Raw genomic sequence first — 25,810 nt, 5'->3', positions numbered from 1 at the left:
CGGATGTGGCGCTGCGCATCGAAGAAAGCAGCCGCGACGATCAGGATCTGCTTGAAGAAGATATCGACGTTTCAGCGCGTCTGGGGAAAGGCAAATGGCCTGGCATCCTCGCCTGGCCATTTGTGACTGAGGAAGTCTGGCCGGTGTGCAGTCCCGCTTATCTGAAAGAGCGCGGACAGATCGAGGAAGCGAGCGACCTTCTGAACCATACGCTGCTGCATTTTGAGGAGCGTCACCGCTCGCGGCTTGGCTGGCGTGAATGGCTGGAACGTTCCGTCGTGCAGAACCCGCGCATTGAACAGGATTTCGTCTTTACCGACGCGCTCAGCTCCATTGAGGCTGCGGTGCAGGGGCAAGGCGTGGCGCTTGGCTGGAAACACCTCGTTCATGATCATGTCGTGGCGGGTCGGCTGGTTCCGGCCACGCATATGTGCCATCGTTCCGGCGACACGATCCATCTGGTGATGCCTGCACAGCGTCCGCCGAAGCGAGGTGCGGAACTGTTCCGCGAGTGGCTTCTCGAACAGGGCGCCGACGCGGAACTGAAGCTGTAGGCCCATTTGCTTATTACGCGAACACCACGGTCTTGTGACCGTTGAGAATGACGCGTCGCTCGCTATGCCATTTCACGGCACGTGCCAGCACCTGGCTTTCGGTGTCGCGGCCGCGGGCCGTCAGGTCTTCCACGGTATCGGTGTGGTCGGCGCGCGCCACGTCCTGTTCGATGATCGGGCCCTCGTCGAGGTCGGCCGTCACATAGTGGGCGGTGGCGCCGATCAGCTTCACGCCGCGGTCATGCGCCTGGTAGTAGGGCTTGGCGCCCTTGAAGCTGGGCAGGAAGCTGTGGTGGATGTTGATGGCGCGGCCGGCCAGCTTTTTGCACAGATCGTTGGACAGCACCTGCATGTAGCGGGCCAGCACCACCAGTTCGGCGCCTTCTTCCTCGATGATCTCGTACTGGCGCTCTTCGGCCTGGGCCTTGGTGGCGGCAGTCACGGGAATGTGATGGAAGGGAATGTTGTAGCTGGCCGCCAGCTGGTAGAACTCGCGGTGGTTGCTGATGATGGCCTTGATCTCGACCGGCAGCAGACCCGACTTCCAGCGGAACAGCAGGTCGTTGAGGCAGTGGCCTTCCTTGCTGACCATGATGACGGTCTTGATGCGCTCGGCTTTGGAGTGCAAACTCCACTGCATTTGATATTGATCAGCTAATTCAGCAACGGATGCCTTTAGAGAGGCGGCGTCTTTGCCATCGCAGGCAAACTGCACGCGCATGAAGAACAGGCCGGTGACCGGGTCGTTGTACTGCGCAGCTTCTTCGATATTGCCGCCTTGCTCAAGCAAGAATCCGGAAACGGCATGCACCAGGCCCAGTCGGTCTGGGCAGGATAAAGTCAAAATATAGGCTTGGGTCATAGCTGGGCAATTGTCGCAGCAAGGCGAGGACCCTGCGGACAAAGGAAATTCATGAAAAGCGAGGAGGGGCATTCTGCGCTCACACCCAGGGTGATTGTCGCCCTCTATCTGTGTGCGGGGATGCTGTGGTTGGGGGCACAGGCAGGTGTGCTCAACTATTTTGATGTATCGCTGAATCGACAGTCGCTGCGTTGGCAGATAGGCCTGTTCATTGTTTGGTTGCTGGCGACCGCGCTGGTCGCACTCTGGTTCATGCAGCGCAGGGCGCGCGCCGATCAGCGCGGCAGGGAAACGGCGCAGGAGCTGGAGCTGGTGGTGCGTCACGCACCGGCCGGCATGGCTCGTGTGCATGTGGGTGGAGCGGAGATTGTCTGGGCCAATGCCAAGCTGGCGGGGTGGCTGGGCCGCAGCGTGGAGTCGCTGCGAGGTCAGGATTTCCGGGTGCTGGTGCCGGTGCATGACCAGGACGAGGTGGTTCTGCAGCTGCAGCGCCTTCTCGATGGCAGCACCGACTACTTCCAGGTGCTGCGCCAGTGCGTGAATGCCGACACCGGCAAGGTCACGCCCGTGCTGTGCACCACCAGCCGCGTGGCGGCGTCGGGGGTGGGAGGCCCGGTGGCTCTGGTCTGCGTGCTGCAGGACCTGAGCGAGATGGTGAGCGCGCGCAATGCCATGATGCGCAGCGAGACCATGCTGCGACTGGCGCTGGAAGGCAGCGGCAACGGCGTGTGGGAATGGGATGCGCTGGAGCAGCGGCTGAACTTCTCCACCGGCATGAGCGCCCTGTTGCGCTACCAGGGGCAGGATCTTGCCCGCGAATTCGATTTCCATCAGTGCGTGCATCCCGAGGATGCCGCCACGGCGAGGGCCGAGGCCGAGCACGCCCTGGAGCACGGCAGCATGTTGGTGCTGACGGCGCGTCTGCTGTGTTTCGACGGGCTGTACCGCTGGTTCCGCGCCCGCGGTCAGGCATACAGGGATGCGAGCGGACGTCTGATACGGATCTCGGGCCTGCTTTCCGACCAGACCGCGAGTCGCGAAGCCGATGAGCGCAGCCGCCTGGCCTCCACCGTGGTCGACAACACCATCGAGGGCGTGGTGGTGACCGACGCAAACAGCCGCATTCTCTCGGTCAACCATGCGTTCACGCGGCTGCTGGGCTTTTCCGAAGCCGAAATGCTGGGCAAGACGCCGCGCATGTTCAAGTCCGGGCGGCATGACAAGGCCTTCTACGATGCCATGTGGGCCAGCATGCATGCTACCGGCCACTGGCAGGGCGAAATCTGGAACAAGCGCAAGAACGGAGAGATCTTTCCCGAACGCATGTCGCTGAGCGCGGTCAGGGATGCAAACGACAAGGTGACGCATTACGTCTGCATGTTCACCGACATTTCGGCCGAGAAGGCGCGCGAGCAGCAGCTGGAGTTCCTGGCCCATCGCGACACCCTGACCGGCTTGCCGAACCGGGCGCAGTTCACGCGCCTGCTGGGCGAGACGGTCGCTCTGAGCCAGAGCCACAACCGCCGGATGGCCGTTCTGCTCTTCAACATAGACCGATTCAAGGATGTGAACGACAGCTACGGCCACTCCATCGGGGACGAGGTGCTCAGGCATGTGGCCGGGCAGATGCAGGGAGCTTTGCGCCACGACGACATCATCGGCCGCCTGGCGGGCGATGAAATCTGCGTGGTGGCGCCTTCCCTGTGCGGCCGCGACAGCGCGATCGAAGTGGCCGAGCGTCTGATGGCGGCTGCCGGCCAGCCCTGGACCACGCCGGACGGGCTGTCCGTGGTGGTCAGCGTCAGTGCCGGCATCTGTCTGTACCCCGACCATGCGCTGACGGCCGACGATCTCTTGCAGGGCGCCCATGCGGCGGTGTACGGGGCCAAGGCCAGGGGCTCCAACGCCTGGTGCTTCTTCCATGAAAACATGACCCAGGCCGCCCGCGAGCGCCTGGCCATGGAGGCACGCCTGCGTCGTGCGCTGGACCTTGGCCATATGCGCTTGCATTACCAGCCGCAGATCGATCTGGCGACGGGACGCCTGACGGGGGCCGAGGCCCTGGTGCGCTGGCTGGATCCGGAGGAGGGCCTGATCTCTCCGGCACGTTTCATTCCGGTGGCGGAAAACTCGGGCGTCATCGGTCCACTGGGCCTGTGGGTACTGGCCGAGGCCTGTCGTCAGGGCCAGCAATGGCGTGCCGCAGGCCTGCCCGATCTGACGATTGCGGTCAATGTCTCGCTGCATCAGTTTTTGCTGACCGATATTGCCGGTGCCACGGCCAAGGCGCTGGCCGAGTCGGGCTTTCCGGCCAGCCTGCTGGAGTTGGAAATCACCGAAAGCGCACTGGCCGAAAAGCCCGAGGAGGCACTGGCCGTGCTCAACCGCCTGCGCGAGCTGGGCCTTCGCCTGGCCATTGATGACTTCGGCACCGGCTATTCGTCGCTGGCGCACCTCAAGCGCTTCCCCCTTGATCTGCTCAAGATCGACCAGGGCTTTATCCGCGACATTCCCCACAGCGCAGACGACATGACCATCAGCAGCTCGGTCATCGCCCTGGGCCACGCCATGGGCCTGAAGGTCCTGGCCGAAGGCGTGGAAACCCAGGCGCAGCTGAGCTTCCTGCAGCAAAAAGGCTGCGACTACTTCCAGGGCTATTTCTGCAGCCGGCCCTTGCCGGCCGAAGACTTCACGCGCTTGCTGGAAAAGACCCGCGAGGGGCAGCCGCTGGTGTCGGTCGCGACTGCGGACTGAGGATCGCGCAGCAGCAGCCCGTCAGGGCTTGGGCGCGGGCCTTTTTTTTCATTGCTCGTGCAGCTGCCTGCACTGGTCCTCGGAGGCATTGCCTTCCAGCGTCAGCTGCTTGTCTGCTTTCATGGCGACAGCCGTCGGTGCTTTGTCCGACTGGGCGATCGCCACCTTTTGCTTGAAGTCGGCCGGAAGCCAGGTCGGCACGCCGATATCGCCGCGCACATGGCCGCGGCCCGCTACCAGCAGCACGCTTTTGCCGGGCTGGCCCAGCTCGCGCACCGCTGTTTCCGTCACCCTCGCCATGGACTCGTCGCGGGCCAGCTGAATGCGGGCCATGGGCGCGAACTGCGATTCGGGCAGCAGGCCGCAGTGCCCGTCCTTGATGGCATCGAGTTGCAGCTGCCAGCCTGCGGCCGGCAGATGTCCGTCGTAGCGGGACTGCTCCATGGCCTGCTTCATCCGCGTACGCGGCAGATTGCCGCCGAGCACCGGCACGCCGGCTTTCACGGCCGCCATCACCACCGGACCATAGTCCTGCCAGGGCCAGCCGCCCGGGCCGCCGCCCTGGGCCCATTGCAGCGCGGCCTTCACCTCCTCGTCGCTGGCCGATGCCGGCAGACTCCGGGTGCTGCCGCCTGCGGGTGCCATCTCGATCACCAGGGCCGCGAGCCTGCCCTGCGCTGCCAGGTGGCGCACGGTCGCCGCTTCCCACTGGTGATGGGCGGTCTGGTCGTGCTGCTCGCCGAGCAGGATGACCGGTGTTCCGGCCCACTGCCCCAGTGTCTGCTGCCACTCGGTGTCGGAGGTCCACTGGGCGCCTTGATGGGCGCAGCCGCCCAGCAGCAGGGCGCCGGCAAGCGCCGTCAGGGCCAAAGGATTGAGACGCAGGCGCGGCTGCGCCGCAGAAATGAAAGTCCACATATGAGCTGATTGCATTCGTCCAAGACGGGGCATGGCTTCGTAGCTGTCGATTTCGTACCGGCTTTGCCCACCGAGTTTTGCCGCGATACTGCGGGGCATTGCCCCTGTCGCGCGTCCATTGTCGTGCCTTGCCGGATCCCCGTGCACATGTCCGTATTGCTTCCCCCCGCGTTTGTGGCCCGTGTGGCCGCCACCTTGTTGCTGGCCTGGCTGGCTGCCCAGCTCTGTCTGATGTTGCATACGCCGCTGCCGTGGATGCTGGGGCCGCTGATTTCCGTTTCCCTGCTATCGATGGGCGGAGCCCCCACCCAAAGCTGGGCCCGGCTGCGCGATCTGGGGCAGTGGACGATCGGCGGTGCACTGGGCCTGTATTTCACGCCGGCCGTGACCGAACTGGTGGCCGGACTGTGGTGGGCGATTGCGCTGGCCATTGCCTGGGCGCTGCTGCTGGGCTGGGCCTTCGGTCGCTGGCTGTATCGCGTGCAGGCCGCCTCCATGCTGGGGCAGCCGGGCATGGACGAGCAGCAGCTGCGCGCCACGACCTATTTCTCGGGCGCGATAGGCGCGGCTTCGGAGATGACGCTGCTGGCCGAGCGCGAGCATGCGCGCACCGATCTGGTCGCAGCGGCGCATAGCCTAAGGCTGGTGATCGTCACGGTGAGCATTCCTTTTGCCCTGCAATGGGCGGGGCTGCAGGGAGACCCCGGCCTGACGCTGCCCAGCGTGCGCAATGTGCAATGGCCGGGCTTTGCCTGGCTGGCGCTGGCCACGGGCGCGGGGGCATTGCTGATGCTCAAGCTCAGGCGCGCCAACCCCTGGTTTCTCGGCGCGCTGGCCGTATCCATGGGCTTGACCATGGCAGGCCTGGAGCTGTCCGCCGTGCCGCAGTGGCTGATGAATGCCGCCCAGCTGGTGATCGGCGTCAGCCTGGGGGTGCGTTTTCGCCGTGAATTCCTGCACACGGCTCCGCGCTGGCTGGGCATGGTGGCGCTCGGTACCGTGGGGCTGATGGCGGTGTGCGCCGGCTTCGCATGGCTGCTGCACGGTGCCACAGGCCTGCCCTGGGTCACCTTGCTGCTGGGCACATCGCCGGGTGGTATTACCGAGATGGCCATCACCGCCAAGGTGCTGCAACTGGGCGTGCCCGTGGTCACAGCTTTCCAGGTCTGCCGGCTGATTGCCGTGCTGCTGCTGGTGGCGCCGCTGTACCGATGGCTGAACCGGGGGCTGCCCTGAGAAATCCCTGGAAGTCGGCCCTGCTCGTCGGTGCCAGCACGGGCCTGATGTTGGCCGGGCTGCGGATGTGGATCGCCTGGGAGCATAACTTCCCGGTGCGAGATTTCCTGCGCAGAGCCAGGGATTGACCGGGCCGTTCGCTGGCAGCGTGGACGGCCGGGTGTTGCTGCTGTGCACAGGTCATCGCGGCAGGCAGCTGGGCGATAGGCGATGCAGCCGTTTCCGGGCATCAAAAAAGCCACTCTTTCAAGTGGCTTTCTGCATGCTGTTCAGTGAATGATGACCGGCTGCTGGGCCAGGCCCGTGTAGGTGTCGAGAATTTCCTCCACCTCTTCCTCGGTGGGGGCATCCTGCTGCCAGGCGAGGATCTGTTTCTGGAACATTTCAGCCCAGGAGCCATCGAGATACACCTCCTTGCCCGAGCGCTTGTCCACGATCTCGAAGCCATGGCGCGGCAGTTGATGGACTTTCTCGGTCTCGGCCTTGGCTGTGCCCGCGGGAGCGTCTGCTTCCATGTCGGGACGCAGATGGAGCACCGCAAAGGATTCAGAGTCGTAAAGCATTTGCATGGTGTTCCTCCTTTCACTTCCGTTATGAGCATGCCTGCCATGGAGATGGCGGCAGGGTGCCGCATTTCAAGGTGGAAATGCCTGCTCTTGGCACTTGAGCACAGTATTCCATGGATTTGACGTGGTTGCGGGCAACCGGTTTTCCCGAGCTGCAGTAGGCAAGTCCTTGAGCGCTGCGACAGTGTGCAGCCCGCGTCGGTGCAGGCTGCAGGCTTTGTCCGGGGTGTGAGTGAGCGCTTGTGGCGCGTTGAACACAGGGTTTACGCCAGGAAACGGCGTTTCGGGCTATTGCGGGGCGGGCAGATATTTCTTGAGCTGCAGATCGACAAAGTCATCCTGGCCCTGGGTGAGCTGGATGCGCACGGGCAGGTATTGCATGGCCGGAGCCAGCCAGACCGAGCCGCGCTGGTCGCTGCTGCTTTTGCCGGGCAGCTTGTCCAGCCGAAGCGCCATGACGCTGCCGAATGGCAGCTCCAGAGCCTCGCTGGCCCCCACGCGGAACTGCCACCGCACTGCCGAGCGTGCGCTGCTGGTAGTCAGCTCGATCAGGGTGCCGGGCGGATATTTTTCGGGGCCGGCGGCCATCAGGGCCGAAAGCTGGAGAAAGACGCTGAGGCGGTCCTGCACGCCATCGCCAATGGCTGCATCGGTCTGGCCACCGCTGTAGCGCGCCTTGCCCCCGGCCACATCAAAGGCCGCAGACTGGGTTTTGCGGCCCTTGTCGCTGAAGTTGAGCGGTTGGAGTCCCCTGGGGGTGATCAGCCCCTCGCTGGTCTGGGCACGCTCGCCCAGCAGGAACATGCTGATCGACTGCCTGGCCTGGTAGTACTGGCCGTCATGCTGCCATTGCAACTGGGCGCCGGCCGAGTATTGAAAGCCCTTGACCTGACCCGAGGCATCGAACTCCAGCGTGGCGGAGTTGGGCAGGGTGACGGGCAGCACGGAGCCTGGAGGCAGCGGCGCGCTGCCTGCGGGCGTGACCAGAATGGGGCGGGCCGTGTCAGCGCCCTGGCCCTCGGAGGGCTCGGCGGCCGGCTCGGCAGCCGGCTCTGCCACAGCGGGTTGCTCTGCATGGGGTGTCGATTCTGTGTCGGGAACCGCTTGCGCATGCGGCTCACGGGCCGAGTTTGGCGTGGATTCCTGCTCCTGCGTCACGGAAGCGGGCGCGGGGGGCGGCGCAGCCGGGCGCGGGGCAGCCCGGGGTTGGCGCGGCGGCGCAGCCGGTGTGGGGGCGGCGGTCGGCGGCGGGGGGGGAGGAGGCGCCTGCAGCAGGCGTGTCTCCATGACGATCTGGGCATCGGCAGGCTTGTGTGCCGGGGTCGGCTGCGGCAGACCCCAGAGCAGCAGCCCATGGGCTGCCAGCACCATGCCGGTGATGGGCAGCAGCGCTTTGCTTGCCTGGCTTGCCTGAGGTGAGCGGCCCATGAGTGTGGATCGGAGATTGCGGGTTTCAGTGCTTCTGATCGGCGCGCCAGCCCAGGTCGCTGGAGAGCTGGCGGGCGGCCGCCTGCAGTGGCGCATCGATGGCTCCACCATAGTCCGGGTCGAAAGTCGCCAGCGAGCCCAGGGTCATCAGACCCAGCACGATATGCCCGGATGCGTCGAAGACCGGCACGCAAAAGGCCACGATGCCCGGCAGCACAGTGTCGACCACGCGGGCCGTGCCGCGGGCTCGGACTTCGGCCAGCATGTCCGTCACGGCCTCTTCGGTCTGGGGCAGATCCTGGCGTCTGGCCTTGCGGGCACGCTCGATTTCAGGCTCCAGCAGCGGTGCGGTCATTTCGCGTGGCAGCCAGGCCGCAAAGCACCGGCCGGTGGCCGATGCCAGCATGGGCATGACATCGCCCAGGCGCAGATTGGCGGTGACGGACTGCGCCGATTCTTCCCAATGCACGATGGTCGGGCCGTGGTTGCCCCAGACGGCGATGGCCAGTGTGTGGTTCAGGGTCTCGAGCAGCGCCGGAATGCGTTCGCGCGCCAGACGCACCGGGTCGAGGCGGGCCAGTGATGCCAGGCCGATCTTGAGGGCCGCAGGGCCGAGGTCGTAGCGCGAGTTGCGCTCGTCCTGCGCCACCAGTCCGATGCGCTGGAAGCTCACCAGATAGCGGTGCGCCTTGGCGGCACTCATGCCGGCCGCAGCGGCGACATCCTTGAGCATCAGCGGTCCGCTGGCCTGTGCCAGCGCCTCGATGAGGGAGAAACCCACTTCGACCGACTGAATCCCTGCGCGTTCCTTTTCCATTGCAATAGAATCGTGTTTTGTTTAGTTAAATCAATTTAACCAATCGTAATTTTGGCTAGCGTTGTCAGGCATTGTGCCAGCACCGCTGCCATGCGCAGAGGGACAGAGAATGAAACTGGCAACGTACAAGGATGGCTCGCGTGACGGGCAACTGGTCGTGGTGTCGCGTGACCTGAGCCAGGCCTGCTATGCCACCGGCATTGCCAACCGCATGCAGCAGGTGCTGGACGACTGGAGCTATATGGCGCCCCAGTTGCAGGATTTGTCGCATGAGCTCAATCACGGCAAGGCGCGTCATGCGTTTCCTTTCGATCCCCGGCGCTGCATGGCCCCGCTGCCGCGTGCGTATCAGTGGGCCGATGGCTCGGCCTACATCAACCATGTGGAACTGGTGCGCAAGGCCCGCAATGCCGAGGTGCCGGCCAACTTCTACACCGACCCGCTGATGTACCAGGGCGGCAGCGATGATTTCATCGGCCCCTGCGACGATGTGATCGTGCCCAGCACGGCCATGGGCATCGATTTCGAGGCCGAGATCGCCGTCGTCACCGGCGATGTTCCCATGGGGACCGACGCCAAAGATGCGCTGGACGGCATCCGTCTCGTCATGCTGGTCAATGACGTGAGTCTGCGCAACCTGATCCCCGGTGAACTGGCCAAGGGCTTCGGCTTCTTTCAGAGCAAGCCCGCCACGGCCTTCAGCCCCGTGGCCGTGACGCTGGACGAGCTGGGCGATGCCTGGAAGAGCGGCCGCCTGCATCTGACGCTGCAAAGTACCTGGAACGGCCGCAAGGTCGGCATGTGCGATGCGGGCGAGGAGATGACGTTCCACTTCGGCCAGCTGATTGCCCACATCGCCAAGACGCGCAATGTCCGCGCCGGCTCCATCGTGGGCAGCGGCACGGTGAGCAACAAGGGCGTGGAGACCGGCAGCGGCAAGAACAAGCGCATGGAATGGCCCAAGGGCTATAGCTGCATCGCCGAAAAGCGCTGCATCGAAACCATTCAGGACGGTGCGCCCAAGACCGAATTCATGCAGTTCGGCGACACCATCCGCATCGAAATGAAGGGCAAGGACGGCCAGAGCATCTTCGGTGCCATCGATCAGAACATTGCGCCGCCCGGCAGCAGCAGGGATGACGAGGCAGAAGGCCAGGCCTTGCAGGCCTCCGAGGACTGAAGCCGCAATGCAGCAGCCATGCCCTTGCCAAGTCTGAATCTCCCTGGCCGCAGGCCCTCCCTGAAGGCCGTGCCGGCGGTGGTGCTTGCACTGTGTTCGGGCCTGTCCCTGGCGGCCGAGCCCACAGCGATCTGCCCGCCGCCCGTCAGTCCGCCCACGCAGGCCGAAGTGCAGGCCATGGCCCCCCATATGCAGGACCGGGGTCTGCTGTGGCGCGTGCAGGACGGCGAGCGCACCAGCTGGCTCTACGGTACCTTGCATGTGGGCAAGCGGGAGTGGATGCTGCCCGGCCGCACCGTCGTGCGCTCCATGTACGGTGCAGACCTTCTGGCGCTGGAGCTGGATCTGCTGAATCCGCAGGTCCTGCAGCAATTGCTCGAAGGTTTCAAGGCCCGTGCCGACGCTCCGGCATTGCCTGCGGATCTGGAGGCCCGTCTGGCGCTGCAGCGAAAGCAGGCCTGTGCCGAACACCTGAGCACGGAGCGCCCGGATGCGCAGCTGCTGGGGCTGGTCAGTCAACTGGGGCGCAAGCACGGGCTGATGGCCGAGTTTGGTGCCGACCTGTTGCTGGCGAGCATGGCGCAGGCACTGCGCAAGCCCGTGCTGGGGCTGGAGTCGGTCCAGACCCAGCTCCAGGAGCTGCTGTCCGACGATCCGGTGGAGGTCCAGGAAAGCGTGCGTGAGGGGCTTGAACAGCTCGAAGATCCCCAGTCCCCGGAAATTCTGCAACAGCTGGCGAATATCTGGGCCAGCGGCAACGAGGAAACGCTGGAGAACTATGCCGACTGGTGTGGCTGCATCAAGACCGAGCGTGACCGGCGCAAATACGCGCGCCTGATGGAGGGGCGCAATCCCGGCATGGCGCAAGGTATTGCGAACCAGCTCAAACAGGGCAAGACGGTGTTTGCTGCCGTCGGCGCGCTGCATATGGTCGGGCCCATGGGCCTGCCCGAGTTGCTGCGGCAAAAAGGCTATCGGGTCGAGCGCGTGAGATTCAGGCCGCCAGCCAAACAGGAATCGGAGTCAAAAGAACTTCAAACCAAATAGAGACAAGCGCAAGCTGCTTCAATTCTAAAAAGCAGGCAGCCTGGCGGGGTCCAAAAATCAATCCATAACCCCCTACATCACCCTCAAGGAGACAAACGATGGATCGTCGTCAATTCCTGGCTGCCGTGGCAGCCGGCTCGGCTGCTGCCGCATCCCCCTTCGCCATGGCGCAGGACTGGCCCGCCAACCCCGTGCGCTGGGTTGTGCCCTATCCACCCGGAGGCGGCACCGACGTGCTGGCCCGCACCGTGGCCGAGTCCATGCGCAAGACGCTGAACCAGACCATCGTGGTCGACAACCGCCCCGGCGCCTCGACCAATATCGGCGGCCAGATCGTTGCCTCGGCCAAGCCCGACGGCTACACGATCATGTCGGCCGACAACGCCATCCTGGCCTTCAACGAACACCTGTTCAGCAAGCTGCCTTTCAGCCCCGACAAGGATTTCACCTATGTGGGCGGCATCAGCCGCTTCCCCATGGCGCTGGTGGTCAACCCCGCGTTCGAAGCCAGGGATTTCAAGGAGTTCCTGGCCTATGCCAAGGCCAACCCCGGCAAGCTCAACTACGCCTCGCCCGGCAATGGCTCGCCCCACCATCTGGCCATGGAGCTGTTCAAGAACCGCACCGGCACCAGCCTGACCCATATCCCCTACAAGGGTGCCGCGCCCGCGCTGGCCGATGTGATGGGCGGCCAGGTGCCTTGCATGTTCCTGGATCTGGCATCGGGCCTGCCCGTGATTCAGTCCGGCAAGGTGCGAGCCCTGGCGATCGGCACGGCCAAGCGCGTGCCCAATCTGCCCAATGTGCCCACGCTGGCCGAGCTGGGCCTCAAGGACTCCGAGGTCTACGCCTTCCAGGGCATTCTGGGTCCCAAGGGATTGCCGCCAGTCATCGTGCAGCGCCTCAATGCAGACCTGCAAAAAGCGTTCAAGGACCCCGACGTGGTCAAGCGCATGGCCGACTTCGGCATGGAAGCCCTGCCCGGAACGCCCGAGCAGTTCCACCAACTGGCGCGCACCGAAGCCAAGCGCTGGGGTGAGGTCATCAAGGCGGCTGGCGTGAAGCTGGACTGATCGTCTTTTCTCCGGGCTGTACGTGGTCCTGGGCATCGCTTGAAGCCTTTGCACAGACCTCGTCGGCTCATATCGCCACGGCCCTGCCTCCTTGCGTTGCAGGGCCGTTTTCAATAGGGCAGTATGCCGGGCAGCAGGGGCCGGCCGAGGCGCTCGCGCCACCATTGCTGGGCCCGTCCGCGAGCATCGCTGCGCCAGGCCAGCCAGAAGGTTTCGGGCGGACGTGGCTCTTCCACCGGCAGTTCCACCAGCACCCCGGTCTCCAGCTCCACACGAACGCAGGCGCGCGGCACAAAGCCGTGGCCCAGCCCGGCAGCCTGGCATGCGATCTTGGCCTGCATGCTCGGTACGGTGATGCGCCGCTGGCCGGTGAGCAGGCCCACGGTGCGGTCGGTCAGCGAGCGCGCGCCGTCCCCCACCACCACGGCGGTGTGTTCGAGCAGGTCGCTGCGCGCCAGCGGCCGGCCCAGGCGCGCCAGCGGGTGGCTGGCCGTCACGCAGAACACGAAATCGAGCTGGCCCACGGCCACGGCCTTGTGGCCGCCGCCGGCCGGGCCTTCGCCTGCCGCCACGATCAGGTCGGCCCGGCCTTCGCGCAGGGCTTCCCAGGTGCCGGTCAGCGTCTCGCTGCCGATGCGCAGGCGCGTGCCGCTGTTCAGCGCCTCGAAGGCCTGAATGTCGGCGCCGAACGCGCTGGTGGGGATCAGCGAGTCATGCACCAGGCGTACCTCGGTCTCGAAGCCCGTGGCGATCTGCCGCAGCCGGGATTCGAGCTGACGCGCGGCAGCCAGCAGCCAGCGCCCTTCCTTGAGCAGTTCCTCGCCCGCTGGCGTGAGACTGACGCGCGGGCCGTTGCGCACAAACAGGTTCAGGCCCAGCTGCTCCTCCAGCTTGGAGACGGCATAGGAGATGGTCGACGGTACTTTGTGCAGGCGTTCTGCCGCACCGGCGAACGAGCCATGGCGCGCAATGGTCTCCACCAGTTCGATGGCTTCCAGAGATAGTTTGAGCATAGGGGTGCCTGAAAAATAATCATCGAAATTATCGATGATTGAATGGATTTTCTTTCAGCATAACCGTTGATCAGGCCGCAGATACTTCATTCATCGCCACACGGAATGCAGAAGTCAAGGCAAGCAGGCCCGCCGCAGGAAGTGTGAACTCCATCGATTGTTCAGGAGATCGAAATGCTTGAAGTTCGTCCATCCAACCACCGCGGTCGCGCCAACCATGGCTGGCTGCAATCCCGTCACACCTTCTCCTTCGGTCACTACCGCGACGCCAATCAGCAAGGATTTTCGGATCTGCTGGTCATCAATGACGACCAGGTGTCCCCCGGTCAGGGCTTCGGCACCCACGGTCACCGCGACATGGAAATCTTCTCCTATGTGCTCGACGGTGCCCTGGAGCACAAGGACTCCATGGGCACGGGCTCGGTGATCCGTCCCGGCGACGTGCAGATGATGAGCGCCGGCACCGGCGTGGAGCACAGCGAATTCAACCACTCGGACCGGGATCCGGTGCACTTTCTGCAGATCTGGATCGTGCCCGACGAGCGCGGCGCCACCCCGCGCTATCAGCAGGTCCATGTGGACGATGCCGACAAGCGCGGCCGCCTGCGCCTGATCATCGCCCCCGAAGGCGCAGACGGCACGCTGGCCGTGCGCCAGGACGCCCGGGTCTATGCCGGCCTGTTCGACGGCCAGGAGTCTGCCGAACTCGATGTCGGTCCCGAGCGCCATGTCTATGTGCATGTGGCCCGCGGCAGCCTCAGCGTGAATGGCGAGCGCCTGTCCGAAGGCGACGGCGCCCGCATCCGCAACGCCGGTGCCCTGCGTTTCGACCAGGGTGAACAGGCCGAGGTGCTGGTCTTTGACCTGCGTCCTCGTGAACTGCCCCGCCTGTAGGCAATAGTTTGCACAACCCGGTTTTCATTCGGCTTTCTTGTTTTCCCGCAGCCTCTCGCTCACCTTTGACCCAGGAGTTTCACCATGACCAACGCCAATGCCGCCATCGCCCGTCCCGTCGCCGTCGCCAAGCCCGGTGCCAGGCTGCTCAATCCCCATGATCACACGCTGATCATGATCGACTTCCAGTCGCAGATGGCCTTTGCCACGCACTCCATCGATCCCGTGCAGCTGCGCTCCAACGCCGCCCTGGTCGCCTCGGCTGCCGCCGGTTTCGGGGCCTCGACCATCCTCACCACCGTGGCCGAAAAGAGCTTCTCCGGCCCCATGTTCGAGGAAGTGACCGGGCCTTTCCCCGGCCAGGCCCTGCTGGACCGCACTTCCATGAACACCTGGGAAGACCCGGCCGTGATCGACAAGGTCAACGAGATCGGCAAGCCCCGCATCGTGCTGGCCGGCCTGTGGACCAGCGTGTGCATCGTCGGACCGGCCCTGTCGGCCCTGGACCAGGGCTTCGAGGTCTTCGTGATCGCCGATGCCTGCGGCGACATCTCGACCGAAGCCCACAACCGCGCCATGGAGCGCATGGTCCAGGCCGGGGCCCAACCTATCACGTCCTTGCAGTATCTGCTGGAAATGCAGCGCGACTGGGCCCGCACCGAGACCTATGACATGACCACGGGCATCGCCAGGAAGCTGGGCGGCGGCTACGGCATCGGCATCACCTACGCCAAGACCATGTTCGGCGCCCACGAAGGCTAAAAAAGCGCACCATCTCCCTGCTTGCCACGCAACCCGGCGCAGTCGTTGCGCCGCCGAACTTCGTGAGACCCCCATGACCCAGCCCACCACTCCCGATCTGATCCTGTTCAACGGCCGCTTCACCACGCTGGACCGCAGCAAGCCCACGGCCACGGCCGTGGCCGTGAGTCAGGGGCGCTTCAGCGCCGTCGGCAGCGACCACGAGGTCCTGCCCCTGGCCGGTGCGCAGACCCGACGCATCGATCTGGGCGGTCGCAGTGTGCTGCCGGGCCTGATCGACAACCATCTGCACCTCATCCGCGGTGGTCTGAACTTCAATATGGAGCTGCGCTGGGACGGCGTGAAGAGCCTGGCCGACGCCATGGCCATGCTCAAGGCCCAGGTCGATGTCACACCCGCACCCCAGTGGGTGCGGGTGGTCGGCGGCTTCAGCGAGCACCAGTTTGTGGAAAAGCGCCTGCCCACGCTGGCCGAGCTCAACGCCGTGGCACCCGACACCCCGGTCTTCATCCTGCATCTGTACGATCGAGCCCTGCTCAACGCTGCCGCCCTGCGCGCCGTGGGCTATACCAAAGACACGCCCGAGCCGCCGGGTGGCCAGATCCTGCGCGACAGCGCCGGCAATCCCACGGGGCTGCTGCTGGCCAAGCCCAATGCGTCCATCCTCTACGCCACGCTGGCCAAGGGCCCCAAGCTGCCGCGCGACTACCAGCTCAATTCCACGCGCCACTTCATGCGCGAACTCAACCGCCTGGGCGTGACCGGCGCCATCGATGCGGGAGGCGGCATGCAGAACTACCCCGACGACTACGAGGTGATCCAGGAACTGGCCGATGCCGGCCAGCTCACCGTGCGCCTGGCCTACAACCTGTTCACGCAGAAGCCCAAGGAGGAGAAGGATGACTTTCTGCGCTGGACCGCCACCTCGCAGTACAAGCAGGGAACGGACTATTTTCGCCATAACGGCGCAGGCGAGATGCTGGTGTTCTCGGCAGCGGACTTCGAGGACTTCCGTCAGCCCCGGCCCGAGCTGGCGCCGGGCATGGAAGGCGAGCTCGAGGAAGTGGTGCGCATCCTGGCCCAGAACCGCTGGCCCTGGCGCATGCACGCGACCTATGACGAGACCATCGACCGCGCCCTCAATGTGTTCGAGAAGGTCAACAAGGACACGCCCCTGGCCGGCCTGAACTGGTTTTTCGACCACGCCGAAACCATTTCCGACAAGTCCATCGACCGCATTGCGGCCCTGGGCGGCGGCGTGGCCGTGCAACACCGCATGGCCTATCAGGGCGAATACTTTGTGGAGCGCTATGGTGCCGCCGCAGCCGAGGCCACGCCCCCCGTCAGGCGCATGCTGGAAAAAGGCGTCAACGTGTCCGCCGGCACCGACGCAACCCGTGTCGCCAGCTACAACCCCTGGGTCTCGCTGTCCTGGCTCATCACGGGCAAGACCGTCGGTGGCCTGCAGCTCACACCCCAGCGCAACTGCCTGAGCCGCGATCAGGCCCTGCGCATGTGGACCGAAAACGTGACCTGGTTCAGCAACGAACAGGGCAAGAAGGGGCGCATTCAGGTGGGTCAGCTGGCCGACCTCGTCGTGCCCGACCGGGACTTCTTCGCCTGCCCCGAGTCCGACATTGCCGATACCTCGGCCCTGCTCACCGTGGTGGGGGGCAAGGTGGTCTACGGCACCGGTGCTTTCGCCGATTTCGACGAAGCGGCACCGCCCCTGGCCATGCCCGACTGGTCCCCCGTTCGCACCTTCAAGGGCTACGGGGCCTGGGGAGTGCAGGAGGGCGCACCGCTGCAGTCCGTGATGCGCAACGCCGCTGCCAGCTGCGCCTGCGCCAGCAACTGCAATCTGCACGGACATGCCCATGCCACGGCCTGGAGCAGCAGGCTGCCCGTGGCCGATCTCAAAGGCTTCTGGGGCGCACTGGGCTGCGCCTGCTGGGCGGTGTGACATGGGCGAGGCGCTTCGCGCTGCGGCCACCGCCCCCTGGGTGCAGTCGCTGGCCCTTGTGTGCCTGTGCGCGGCCTATCTGCAAGGGGGCTGGCACAAGGCCCGGGATTTCCGCGGGGCTGTCGCCGAGGTGAAGGCCCTGGGCCTGACCCCTGCAGTCCCCATCGCCGCTGCCACCCTGGTGCTGCAGGTGGGGGCATCGGCCTTGATCCTCACGGGCTGGTACCGCTGGCTGGGTGCTCTGGCCCTGGCCGGATTCACCGTGCTGGCGGCCTTGCTGGCCGACCGCTTCTGGGCAGCGCCGCAGGCCGGGCGCCAACGTGCTGCCAATGCATTTTTTGAACACTGGGGCCTGGTCGGCGGCATGTTGCTCGTCGCCTGGCACGATCTCGGAGGCTTCCATGCCGGATAACCCCAAAGTCGCCTCGGGCAGCTTCGCGCCCCTGGCCATCCCCGTCTTTGCCGTGCTGTGGGGCGCCACGGTGCTGGGCAATATCGGCAGCTTCATGCGCGATGTGGCCAGCGCCTGGATGGTGACAGAACTCTCCTCCAGCCCCACGGCCGTGGCCCTGATCCAGACGGCGGCCACGCTGCCGGTTTTTCTGCTGGCCATCCCGGCCGGTGTGCTGTCCGACATCCTGGACCGCCGCCGTTTCCTCATCGGCGTGCAGGTGCTGCTGGGGGCCGTGAGTGGCACGCTGCTGGTGCTGGCCCAGACCCATGCCCTCACGGTGGAGTACCTGGTGGCCCTGACCTTTGTCGGCGGCATCGGTGCCGCCCTCATGGGGCCGACCTGGCAGTCCATCGTGCCCGAGCTGGTGCCGCGCAGCGAACTCAAGAGTGCCGTGGCCCTGAACTCCCTGGGCATCAACATCGCCCGGGCCATCGGCCCGGCCGCCGGCGGCCTGCTGCTGGCCAGTTTCGGCGCCGCAGCCGCCTACGGTCTCGATGTCCTGAGCTATCTGTTCGTGATCGCCGCCCTCATCTGGTGGAGACGACCCAGGCCGGAGGCATCGGCCCTCAACGAGCAGTTCTTCGGCGCCTTCCGGGCCGGCGTGCGCTACGCCCGTGCCAGCCGGGAACTGCACGTGGTGCTGCTGCGTGCGGCAGTCTTTTTCCTGTTTGCCAGTTCGGTCTGGGCCCTGCTGCCCCTGGTGGCGCGCCGCATGCTGGGCGGCACGGCCGGCTTCTACGGAGTGATGCTGGGTGCCGTGGGGGCCGGTGCCATCCTGGGGGCCGTGCTGCTGCCCAGGCTGCGCAAGCACCTGGATACCGACGGGCTGGTGTTGCTGGCGTCCGTGGTTACGGCCTTGGTCATGGGCGTGCTGACCCTGGCTCCTCCCCGGTGGGCTGCCGTGGCACTGATGCTGGTGCTGGGCCTGGGATGGATTGTTGCGCTGACCACGCTCAACGGCGTGGCCCAGGCGGTGCTGCCCAATTGGGTGCGCGGCCGCGGTCTTGCCATCTACCTGATGGTGTTCAACGGTGCCATGGCCCTGGGCAGCCTGGGCTGGGGGCTGATCGCTGGCCAGCTGGGTCTGCCGGTCACGCTGCTGAGCGGCGCCGTGGGCCTGGTGCTGGTGTCTCTGGTCTTCCACCGTGTCAAGCTGCCGGGCGGCGAAGCCGATCTGCAGCCGTCCAACCACTGGCCCGAGCCTCTGCTGGCCGAACCCGTGGCCCATGATCGCGGGCCGGTGATGATCCAGGTCGAGTACCGCGTTCAGCAGAGCGACCTGCCTGCCTTCCTGCAGGCCATGCAGCACGTGGCCCGGGAGCGCCGTCGTGACGGTGCCTATGCTTGGGGCGTGGCCGAGCACACCGGCGAGCCGGGGCGGGTGATCGAGTGGTTTCTGGTCGAGTCATGGGCCGAGCATCTGCGCCAGCATGGCCGTGTGTCCAGGGCCGACGCCGACCTGCAGGCCGCCGCGGCGCGCTATCACCAGGGGCCGGACAAGCCCGTGGTCCACCACTTCCTGGCACTTGAGGCGCGCAGTGCCGCTCGGTGAGAGGCCTACCCGCACACAGAGTGGCGCGGGAATCGGCCTTGATCGCTGACAGGCACTGGCTGTCGAGGCTGCAGCGTACCCGCTTCACGATGCCTGCAATCTGCTCATCGGACAGCTGCAGGCAATGTCGGCATGCCGTTCATGGCGACCGTGACCGTGACCGGGCCGCAGCCGCCTGCCTGGCGCTGGCGGCTGGCGCGGCGACGAAGTGCGCCCCTGGTGTCTTTGCTCAGGACCCTGCGGCAGCAGCCCTGGCAGATGCCCGGCCTCAGAGTTCGCCGGGAGGCACGCTGGCCTGGCTGACCATGATGCGATTGCGTCCAGCACGCTTGGCTGCGTAGAGCATGGCATCGGCCTGCTGGAAGACGGTCTTGATCTCGGGGGAGTTGTCGGGCCAGTGGGCCACGCCCAGCGAAATGGTGATGTGGCCCACGGGCGGCATCTCCATCTTCTCGACCAGCTGGCGCAGGCGTTCGGCGGCATGGGTGGCATCCTCCGGTGCGGTTCCGGGCAGCAGCAGCAGAAACTCCTCGCCACCCACGCGGCAGGGCACGTCATCGATACGGGAGACCTCGCGGATGGTGCGCGCGAGCTGCCGGAGTACCTCGTCGCCCGTGTCGTGGCCGAATCCGTCGTTGATGCGCTTGAAGTGATCGATGTCGATGGCAATCACCGAGAAGGGCAGCGCCTGCGCCTGGAAGGAATTGATGGCGGCTTCCAGATGGCGGCGGTTTCCCAGGCCGGTCAGCGGATCGGTGTTCACGTCCTCACGCAGCTTGGTGATGTTGCGTTGAAGCAGGTTCAGGCCCTTGAGCATGGCTTTCTTGAGCTCGTAGGACTCGAAGTACCAGGACTTGACGGCCTGGATGTTCTGCGCGGTTTCGGGTTTGTCCATATCGTGCGCGCCGTTGGCCAGCTGGCGCAGGGGGCTGGCGATGCGGCGCGCGCTCCACCAGATGATCACCAGCATCAGCAGGGCGATGGGCAGGGTCTTGTAGAGCACGGAGCGCATCAGTTTATTGAGCGGGGCCAGCGTGGCCGACTGTGGACGCTGGGCCACGATACCCCAGCCCGAGGCCGGAATGACGGCATAGCCGGCCAGCATCTCCACCCCCTTGCTGTTGACGACCGGCGCCGTGCCCGATTCGCCCCGGATGACTGCGTTGATGACATCGTTGTTGATCACCTGGTCACCGACGCGGTGGTTGTCGGGGTGATAGATGATGTGTTTGTTCCTGTCCACCACATAGACATAGGTGCCGTCCTGGTAGTAGTGCGAGCCCAGCAGGGTGTCGAGGATATTGTCTTCCTTGAGGTAGATGCTGCCGCCCACCGCCCCCAGGAATTCCCCCTGTGGACCCAGAATGGGCTGGGAGACGAAGACGATGTAGTTGCCGGCCGTGGACATGTAGGGCTGGCTGATGACCGGACCGCGGGTGCTCAGGGTCTGGGCCACTCCGGTGCTTTGCAGCGTCTTGCCCTTGATCTGCAGGGTCTCGGGCGATGTCGCCAGCACATAGCCCGTGGGGTCGATGATGGTGACGGAGTTGAAGCTCTTGGTCTGCAGGCGCAGACGCGAGGCCTCCTGGGCCAGATAGTCCACATCTGCCATGCGCGTCGCCATCAGACGGGCGCTGTATTCCAGTTGTTGCAGTGCGGATTGCAGAAAATCATCCGTGCTCTTGGCCAGCTTGGTCGCGTAGGCGTGATGACCCTCGAGCGTGTTGTCGATCAGCTGCTGGCGCTGCACCAGATAGCCGGCGTAGAAGGTGTTGAGAAACGGGATCAGCGCACTGCAGATGGTCAGGGCCAGGATCAGGCGGCGCAGGTCGAGCCGGGCCGGTGCGAGGCGGTGCCGCCAGGGGAGAGATTTCTTCACAGATGATGTCGCGAGAGCAGGGCGGCTCTGCGCTGAACCCGTGTGCTCTGACAGGCTCAGACCCCGGCCGCAAATTCAATGAATGCCTGCATTATGGTTCCTTGCGCCGCAGCCCTGCACATGGTCAACCACCATGCGGCCGTGTCAGGCTGACAACACTTCGAACTTTTCCACCTCTACCGCGCAGTCGTAGAAACAGGGCGCCCGGCCGATATCGGTGAGCTGCTGATGCGTCAATTCGTTCACATTCGTGCCATTGGCCCCCTGCTTGCGCCACCAGATGCCCAGACCCACCACCACGCCTGCGCGGGCACGGCCGTTGATGGCGGCGTGGCAGACATACTCGCCGCGCCGGTTGAAGACCCGCAAGCGGTCGCCGTCGGCAATACCGCGCGCGGCAGCGTCATCGGGATGCATCTCCAGCAGCGGGCGCTCTTCCATGCGGGCCAGGCTGGCCACATTGGCAAAGCTGCTATTGAGGAAGTTGCGTGCCGGCGGCGAAATCATGGCCAGCGGGAATGCGCTCGTGGGTGGTTCGTAATTGGGCAGATAGTCGGGCAGGGTGTCGATGCCCAGCCGCGCCAGGGCGGGGTTGTCGAATTCGCATCGGCCCGAAGGCGTGGCAAAGCCTCCCTCGGCAAACGGTGCATCGGGCAGCGGAATATGGGCAAAGCCCTGTCGCAGGAGATCGTCGAAATCAATCGCGGTATGTGCGACTGCTGCACGGCACAGGGCTTCATCGGACTCCGAGAAACAGGCTGCGGAAAACGCAGGGTCCAGCCCGGCCATATGCCGGGCCAAGTCGCGGAAGATCTGCCCATTGCTGCGCGCCTGTCCCAGGGGCGCAATCGCGGGGTGATTCAGCAGCACATCGGTGTGGCCGTAACTGCCGTGAATGTCCCAGTGCTCCAGTTGCGTGGTGGCGGGAAGTACGTAGTCGGCATGGTCTGCGGTGTCGGTCATGAAATGCTCGAGCACCACGGTGAACAGGTCTTCGCGCGCAAAGCCCGCAGCCACCTTGGCCGACTCGGGCGCCACTGCCACGGGGTTGCTGTTGTAGACCACCAGGGCTTCCACCCTGGAGCCGAAGATGGCATCGCCCTCATGCAGCAGCACATCGCCGATCTGGCTCATGTTCAGCGTGCGTGGCCGGCGTTCACCCAGCAACTGCGGCAACTGGAGCGCCGAACGGTTGAACGGGGAGACCCCGGAGGCGGACAGCAGCAGTCCTCCCGCGCGGTGACGCCAGGCGCCCACCAGGGCCGGCAAGCAGGCCACGGCACGCACGGCATTGCCGCCGCCGCGTGCGCGCTGCATGCCGTAGTTGAGGCGAATCGCCGCTGGCCTGGTCGTGCCGTAATCGCGAGCCAGGGACCGGATCTGCTCCACGCCCAGGCCACAGACACGGGCCGCGCGCTCGGGCGGCCACTGCAAGGCCCTGGTCTTGAGCGCCTCCCAGCCCAAGGTGTGCTTGGCAAGATAGTCATGATCCAGCCAGTCATGCACGATCAGCTCGTGCATCAGTGCCAATGCCAATGCCGCATCGGTGCCGGGCAGCAATTGCAGGTGTTCATGGCATTTGTCTGCGGTCTCGCTCTTGCGCGGGTTGATGCAGATGAGCTTGGCACCCTGGCGCTTGGCTTCCTGCGCATAGCGCCAGAAGTGCAGATTGCTGGCAATGCTGTTGCTTCCCCAGATCAGGATCAGCTGGCTTTCGGCAAAGAACTCCACGCGCATGCCCAGCTTGCCGCCATAGGTGGCGGTCAGGGCTTCGCTGCCGGCACTGGCGCAGATGGTGCGATCCAGCAGGCTGGCGCCCAACTGGTGGAAAAAGCGCCGGTCCATGCTTTCGCCCTGCACCATACCCATGGTGCCGGCATAGCTGTAGGGCAGTATGGCTTCGGGCGCACGCCGGGCAATGTCGTGCAGGCGCTGGGCAATATCGCTCAGGGCTTCGTCCCAGCTCACCGGGGTGAACTGGCCGCTGCCCTTGGGGCCGCTGCGTCTGAGCGGCTGCAGAACCCGACCGGCGTGGTAGGTGCGCTCCGTGTACTTGCTGACCTTGGCGCAGAGAACGCCGCCGGTGTGTCCATGTTCTGCATTGCCCTGGACCTTGGTGGCCGTGCCGTCGACCACCGTGGTGACCAGGGCACAGGTGTCGGGGCAGTCATGCGGGCAGGCGCCGCGTACGTGAACGATATGAGGCATGTCGTGGACTCGAAAAATCTGGACCGGTTTGCGGCTGATGACCGGTTTGTAAGCCTATTATGCGGCGCGCATCCCTGTCAAAAAGCCAGAGATGCGAGACGCCGGGGCGGGCCGATCCGGCCCGTAGCGATGTGTAGCCGTAGAGAAAGAGCGAGAGCAATGCAAGACAAGCGAGTGGAGTGGAATCGTCGTCAGTTCATGACCGCAGCAGCGGCCATGACCGTCGGGGGCCTGACCGGTGCCAGTTATGCCCAGGATGCGGGCGGGTCCATCGTGCTCGGGCAATCCTGTGCGCTGAGCGGCCCCTCGGCACAGCTGGGCATACAGTTCGCCCAGGGCGCCAAGCTGTACTTCGATCAGCTCAACGCCCAGGGGGGGATCGGCCGTCGTCTGGTGGAGTTGCGCACGATGGACGACGGTTACGAACCCGAACGTTGCGTGGCCAATACCCAGAAATTCATTGCCGACGATGTGACGGCCCTGTTCGGCTATCTGGGGACGCCTACCAGCATGGCGGCGCTGCCTTTGCTGCAGAAAGCCAGGCTGCCGCTGATTGCCCCGTTGACAGGGGCGGCCGGTCTGCGCGAACCCAGGCTCGCCCAGGTGGTCTTCAATCTGCGGGCCTCGTATGCCGATGAAACCGCTCTCATGGTCAGGCAGCTGGTTTCGCTGGGGCTGCAGAAGATCGCGGTTTTTCACCAGAACGATGCCTATGGCCAGTCGGGTCTCGAAGGGGTGACACAGGCGCTTCAAAGCCATGGCCTCAAGGCGGTGGGCACCGCCACGGTGGAGCGCAACTCGCGGGACGTGGCCCAGGCCGTCAAGACCCTGGTGCCGCTGGGTGCCGATGTGATCGTGCAGGTCTGCACCTATGCGGCCAGTGCGGCCTTTGTGCGAGCCGCCCGCCAGGCAGGCTATGGCGGGCAGTTCTACAACGTCTCTTTCGTGGGCACTTCGGCTCTGGCGCAGGCCCTGGGCAAGGAGGCCGAGGGCGTGGTGGTGACCCAGGTCGTGCCATCGCCGTTCAAGACCTCGCATCCCCTGGCTCGCGAGTTCCAGGCGGCCCTGCATAAAAGCGGTGCTTCGCTGCAGCCCGATTACTCGAGCATGGAGGGATACCTGGCCGCCCGCGTTGTGGGCGAGGCGCTGAAATCTGCGGCTGGCGCAGGCCGGCTGCAGCGCGAAGGCCTGGTGGCGGCACTGGAGGCCATGAATGGCCAGCAGGTGGCGGGCTTCCCCATCGCCTTCCGTCCACAGCCCGGCAAGCCGCGTTTTGTCGAGCTGTCCATGCTCACGGGCGATGGCAAGGTCCGTGTGTGAGGCTTTGAGGAGTCCCGGGGCACGCTGTCTCGCTTTGGGCCATCATGGCGTCTTTGCCATTGATGACCCCAAGGAGAGAGCGCATGGCCCTGCTGCCCGAACTTGAAGCGAGCGCCCCTGACATTGCCGCGCTGCGTCGCGATATCCACGCCCACCCCGAGCTGTGTTTCGAGGAGATACGAACCTCGGATCTCGTCGCGGCGAAGCTGGAGCAATGGGGCATAGCGATCCATCGCGGTCTGGACAGGACCGGTGTGGTGGGCATCATCCATGGCCGTGACGGCGGCAGCTGCGGCCGGGCCATCGGCCTTCGCGCCGACATGGACGCCCTGCCCATGCAGGAGTTCAACACTTTCGATCATGCCAGCCGACATGCGGGCAAGATGCATGCCTGCGGCCATGACGGCCACACGGCCATGCTGCTGGCGGCAGCGCAATATCTGGCCGCGCATCGGGACAGCTTTGACGGAACGGTCTACACCATCTTCCAGCCCGCCGAGGAGGGGGGTGGGGGTGCGCGAGAGATGGTGAGCGACGGACTGTTCGAGCAGTTCCCCATGCAGGCCGTGTTCGGCATGCACAACTGGCCTGGCATGAAGGCCGGCACCATGGCCGTGGGGGCAGGGCCGGCCATGGCCTCCAGCAACGAATTCAAGATCGTGGTGCGGGGCAAGGGCGGTCACGCGGCCATGCCGCACATGGTGGTGGACCCGGTGCCCGTGGCGGCCCAGCTCATCATGGCCTTCCAGACCATCGTCAGCCGTAACGTCAAGCCCATCGAGGCAGGCGTGGTGTCGGTCACCATGGTCCATGCGGGCGAGGCTACCAACGTCGTGCCGGACAGCGTGGAACTGCAGGGCACGGTCCGCACCTTCACGCTGGAGGTGCTGGACCTCATCGAGCAGCGCATGCAGCAGATCAGCGAAGCCGTCTGTGCAGCCCATGGCACGCAATGCACGTTCGAATTTGTGCGCAACTATCCTCCCACCATCAACACGGCCCCCGAGGCAGAATTTGCCCAGGCGGTGATGCGCGAGATTCTGGGCGATGCCGGTGTGGTGCCGCAAGAGCCCTCCATGGGGGCCGAGGACTTCGCTTTCATGCTGCAGGAAAAGCCCGGAGCCTACTGCTTTATCGCTAACGGCGACGGTGATCACCGCGCCCTGGGGCATGGCGGCGGTCCCTGTACCTTGCACAACCCCAGCTACGACTTCAACGATGCGTTGATTCCGCTGGGCGCGACCTTCTGGGTCAGGCTGGCCCAGCGCTGGCTGGCCCAGCCTGCGCGCGGCTGACGCACGCCAGCCCGCGCCGAGGTGAAGCGGTCCGG

The 25,810-nt window shown here is 65.1% G+C and carries 21 protein-coding genes; 13 read left to right on the top strand and 8 right to left on the bottom strand.

The genetic code is table 11. The features are described 5' to 3' along the window. A partial coding sequence (locus tag E2583_RS17425; protein ID WP_291597477.1) for a LysR substrate-binding domain-containing protein occupies positions 1 to 554 on the top strand: 554 nt, incomplete at its 5' end. Positions 555 to 567: 13 nt separating this feature from the next. On the opposite strand, the gene purU is transcribed toward E2583_RS17425, so the two are convergent. Beyond that, positions 568 to 1,416: a formyltetrahydrofolate deformylase gene (purU, locus tag E2583_RS17420; RefSeq protein ID WP_291597476.1), complete on the bottom strand. Its 849-nt coding sequence runs from the start codon at positions 1,414 to 1,416 to the stop codon at positions 568 to 570. Positions 1,417 to 1,467: 51 nt separating this feature from the next. Between purU and E2583_RS17415 the strand changes: the two genes are divergently transcribed. Further along, positions 1,468 to 4,170, top strand: a complete 2,703-nt coding sequence (locus E2583_RS17415; RefSeq protein WP_291597475.1) for a GGDEF and EAL domain-containing protein — start codon at positions 1,468 to 1,470, stop codon at positions 4,168 to 4,170. A 48-nt stretch (positions 4,171 to 4,218) separates the two neighbouring features. On the opposite strand, the gene E2583_RS17410 is transcribed toward E2583_RS17415, so the two are convergent. Beyond that, complete coding sequence (locus E2583_RS17410; RefSeq protein WP_291597474.1) at positions 4,219 to 5,088, bottom strand: ChaN family lipoprotein; 870 nt, start codon at positions 5,086 to 5,088, stop codon at positions 4,219 to 4,221. 147 nt (positions 5,089 to 5,235) lie between these two features. Between E2583_RS17410 and E2583_RS17405 the strand changes: the two genes are divergently transcribed. Beyond that, positions 5,236 to 6,324, top strand: coding sequence for an AbrB family transcriptional regulator (locus E2583_RS17405; RefSeq protein WP_291597473.1), 1,089 nt, complete (start codon positions 5,236 to 5,238; stop codon positions 6,322 to 6,324). A 269-nt stretch (positions 6,325 to 6,593) separates the two neighbouring features. On the opposite strand, the gene E2583_RS17400 is transcribed toward E2583_RS17405, so the two are convergent. The 3 genes from E2583_RS17400 to E2583_RS17390 form a co-directional block, all read right to left on the bottom strand. Beyond that, positions 6,594 to 6,893, bottom strand: a complete 300-nt coding sequence (locus tag E2583_RS17400; protein ID WP_291597472.1) for a DUF3567 domain-containing protein — start codon at positions 6,891 to 6,893, stop codon at positions 6,594 to 6,596. A gap of 285 nt (positions 6,894 to 7,178) precedes the next feature. Then, complete coding sequence (locus E2583_RS17395; RefSeq protein ID WP_291597471.1) at positions 7,179 to 8,318, bottom strand: DUF3108 domain-containing protein; 1,140 nt, start codon at positions 8,316 to 8,318, stop codon at positions 7,179 to 7,181. Between the two features lie 25 nt (positions 8,319 to 8,343). Continuing rightward, entirely contained in the window at positions 8,344 to 9,135 is a 792-nt protein-coding gene (locus E2583_RS17390) for an IclR family transcriptional regulator (protein WP_291597470.1), read from the bottom strand. Positions 9,136 to 9,244: 109 nt separating this feature from the next. On the opposite strand from E2583_RS17390, the gene E2583_RS17385 reads away from it, so the two are divergent. The 3 genes from E2583_RS17385 (at position 9,245) to E2583_RS17375 (ending at position 12,435) form a co-directional block, all read left to right on the top strand. Next, positions 9,245 to 10,315: a fumarylacetoacetate hydrolase family protein gene (locus E2583_RS17385; protein ID WP_291597469.1), complete on the top strand. Its 1,071-nt coding sequence runs from the start codon at positions 9,245 to 9,247 to the stop codon at positions 10,313 to 10,315. Positions 10,316 to 10,333: 18 nt separating this feature from the next. Next, positions 10,334 to 11,362 (top strand): TraB/GumN family protein, encoded by a 1,029-nt coding sequence (locus tag E2583_RS17380; RefSeq protein WP_291597468.1) that lies wholly within the window; start codon positions 10,334 to 10,336, stop codon positions 11,360 to 11,362. A 98-nt stretch (positions 11,363 to 11,460) separates the two neighbouring features. Beyond that, positions 11,461 to 12,435, top strand: coding sequence for a tripartite tricarboxylate transporter substrate binding protein (locus E2583_RS17375; RefSeq protein WP_291597466.1), 975 nt, complete (start codon positions 11,461 to 11,463; stop codon positions 12,433 to 12,435). 110 nt (positions 12,436 to 12,545) lie between these two features. On the opposite strand, the gene E2583_RS17370 is transcribed toward E2583_RS17375, so the two are convergent. Beyond that, on the bottom strand, positions 12,546 to 13,448 hold the full coding sequence (locus E2583_RS17370) for a LysR family transcriptional regulator (RefSeq protein WP_291597465.1): 903 nt from the start codon (positions 13,446 to 13,448) through the stop codon (positions 12,546 to 12,548). A gap of 174 nt (positions 13,449 to 13,622) precedes the next feature. Here E2583_RS17370 and E2583_RS17365 point away from each other — a divergent pair, with 174 nt between their 5' ends. The 5 genes from E2583_RS17365 to E2583_RS17345 all read left to right on the top strand — a co-directional run bounded on the left by E2583_RS17365 (position 13,623) and on the right by E2583_RS17345 (position 19,073). After that, positions 13,623 to 14,342 (top strand): pirin family protein, encoded by a 720-nt coding sequence (locus E2583_RS17365; RefSeq protein WP_291597464.1) that lies wholly within the window; start codon positions 13,623 to 13,625, stop codon positions 14,340 to 14,342. A gap of 84 nt (positions 14,343 to 14,426) precedes the next feature. Next, positions 14,427 to 15,104, top strand: a complete 678-nt coding sequence (locus tag E2583_RS17360; RefSeq protein ID WP_291597463.1) for an isochorismatase family protein — start codon at positions 14,427 to 14,429, stop codon at positions 15,102 to 15,104. A gap of 73 nt (positions 15,105 to 15,177) precedes the next feature. Further along, positions 15,178 to 17,067: an amidohydrolase gene (locus E2583_RS17355; protein ID WP_291597462.1), complete on the top strand. Its 1,890-nt coding sequence runs from the start codon at positions 15,178 to 15,180 to the stop codon at positions 17,065 to 17,067. 1 nt (position 17,068) lies between these two features. Beyond that, positions 17,069 to 17,479, top strand: coding sequence for a DoxX family protein (locus E2583_RS17350; protein WP_291597461.1), 411 nt, complete (start codon positions 17,069 to 17,071; stop codon positions 17,477 to 17,479). Beyond that, a complete protein-coding gene (locus tag E2583_RS17345) occupies positions 17,469 to 19,073 on the top strand; it encodes an MFS transporter (RefSeq protein WP_291597460.1) in 1,605 nt (534 codons plus the stop codon). Before E2583_RS17350 ends, E2583_RS17345 begins: the two co-directional genes overlap by 11 nt. Positions 19,074 to 19,341: 268 nt before the next feature. Here E2583_RS17345 and E2583_RS17340 read toward each other — a convergent pair whose 3' ends face one another. Continuing rightward, complete coding sequence (locus E2583_RS17340) at positions 19,342 to 20,952, bottom strand: sensor domain-containing diguanylate cyclase (RefSeq protein WP_291597459.1); 1,611 nt, start codon at positions 20,950 to 20,952, stop codon at positions 19,342 to 19,344. 144 nt (positions 20,953 to 21,096) lie between these two features. Then, positions 21,097 to 23,160 (bottom strand): molybdopterin oxidoreductase family protein, encoded by a 2,064-nt coding sequence (locus tag E2583_RS17335; RefSeq protein ID WP_291597458.1) that lies wholly within the window; start codon positions 23,158 to 23,160, stop codon positions 21,097 to 21,099. Between the two features lie 159 nt (positions 23,161 to 23,319). On the opposite strand from E2583_RS17335, the gene E2583_RS17330 reads away from it, so the two are divergent. Both E2583_RS17330 and E2583_RS17325 read left to right on the top strand, forming a co-directional pair. Continuing rightward, positions 23,320 to 24,480: an ABC transporter substrate-binding protein gene (locus E2583_RS17330; RefSeq protein ID WP_291597457.1), complete on the top strand. Its 1,161-nt coding sequence runs from the start codon at positions 23,320 to 23,322 to the stop codon at positions 24,478 to 24,480. Positions 24,481 to 24,563: 83 nt separating this feature from the next. After that, a complete protein-coding gene (locus E2583_RS17325; RefSeq protein WP_291597456.1) occupies positions 24,564 to 25,775 on the top strand; it encodes a M20 aminoacylase family protein in 1,212 nt (403 codons plus the stop codon). The last annotated feature ends 35 nt before the right edge of the window (positions 25,776 to 25,810 follow it).

Origin of the sequence: Comamonas sp. (assembly GCF_009360615.1) — a bacterium.
Taxonomy (GTDB): domain Bacteria; phylum Pseudomonadota; class Gammaproteobacteria; order Burkholderiales; family Burkholderiaceae_C; genus Comamonas.
The sequence above is the reverse complement of the archived record's forward strand: the minus strand, read 5'-3'. Positions and strand labels throughout refer to the sequence as shown.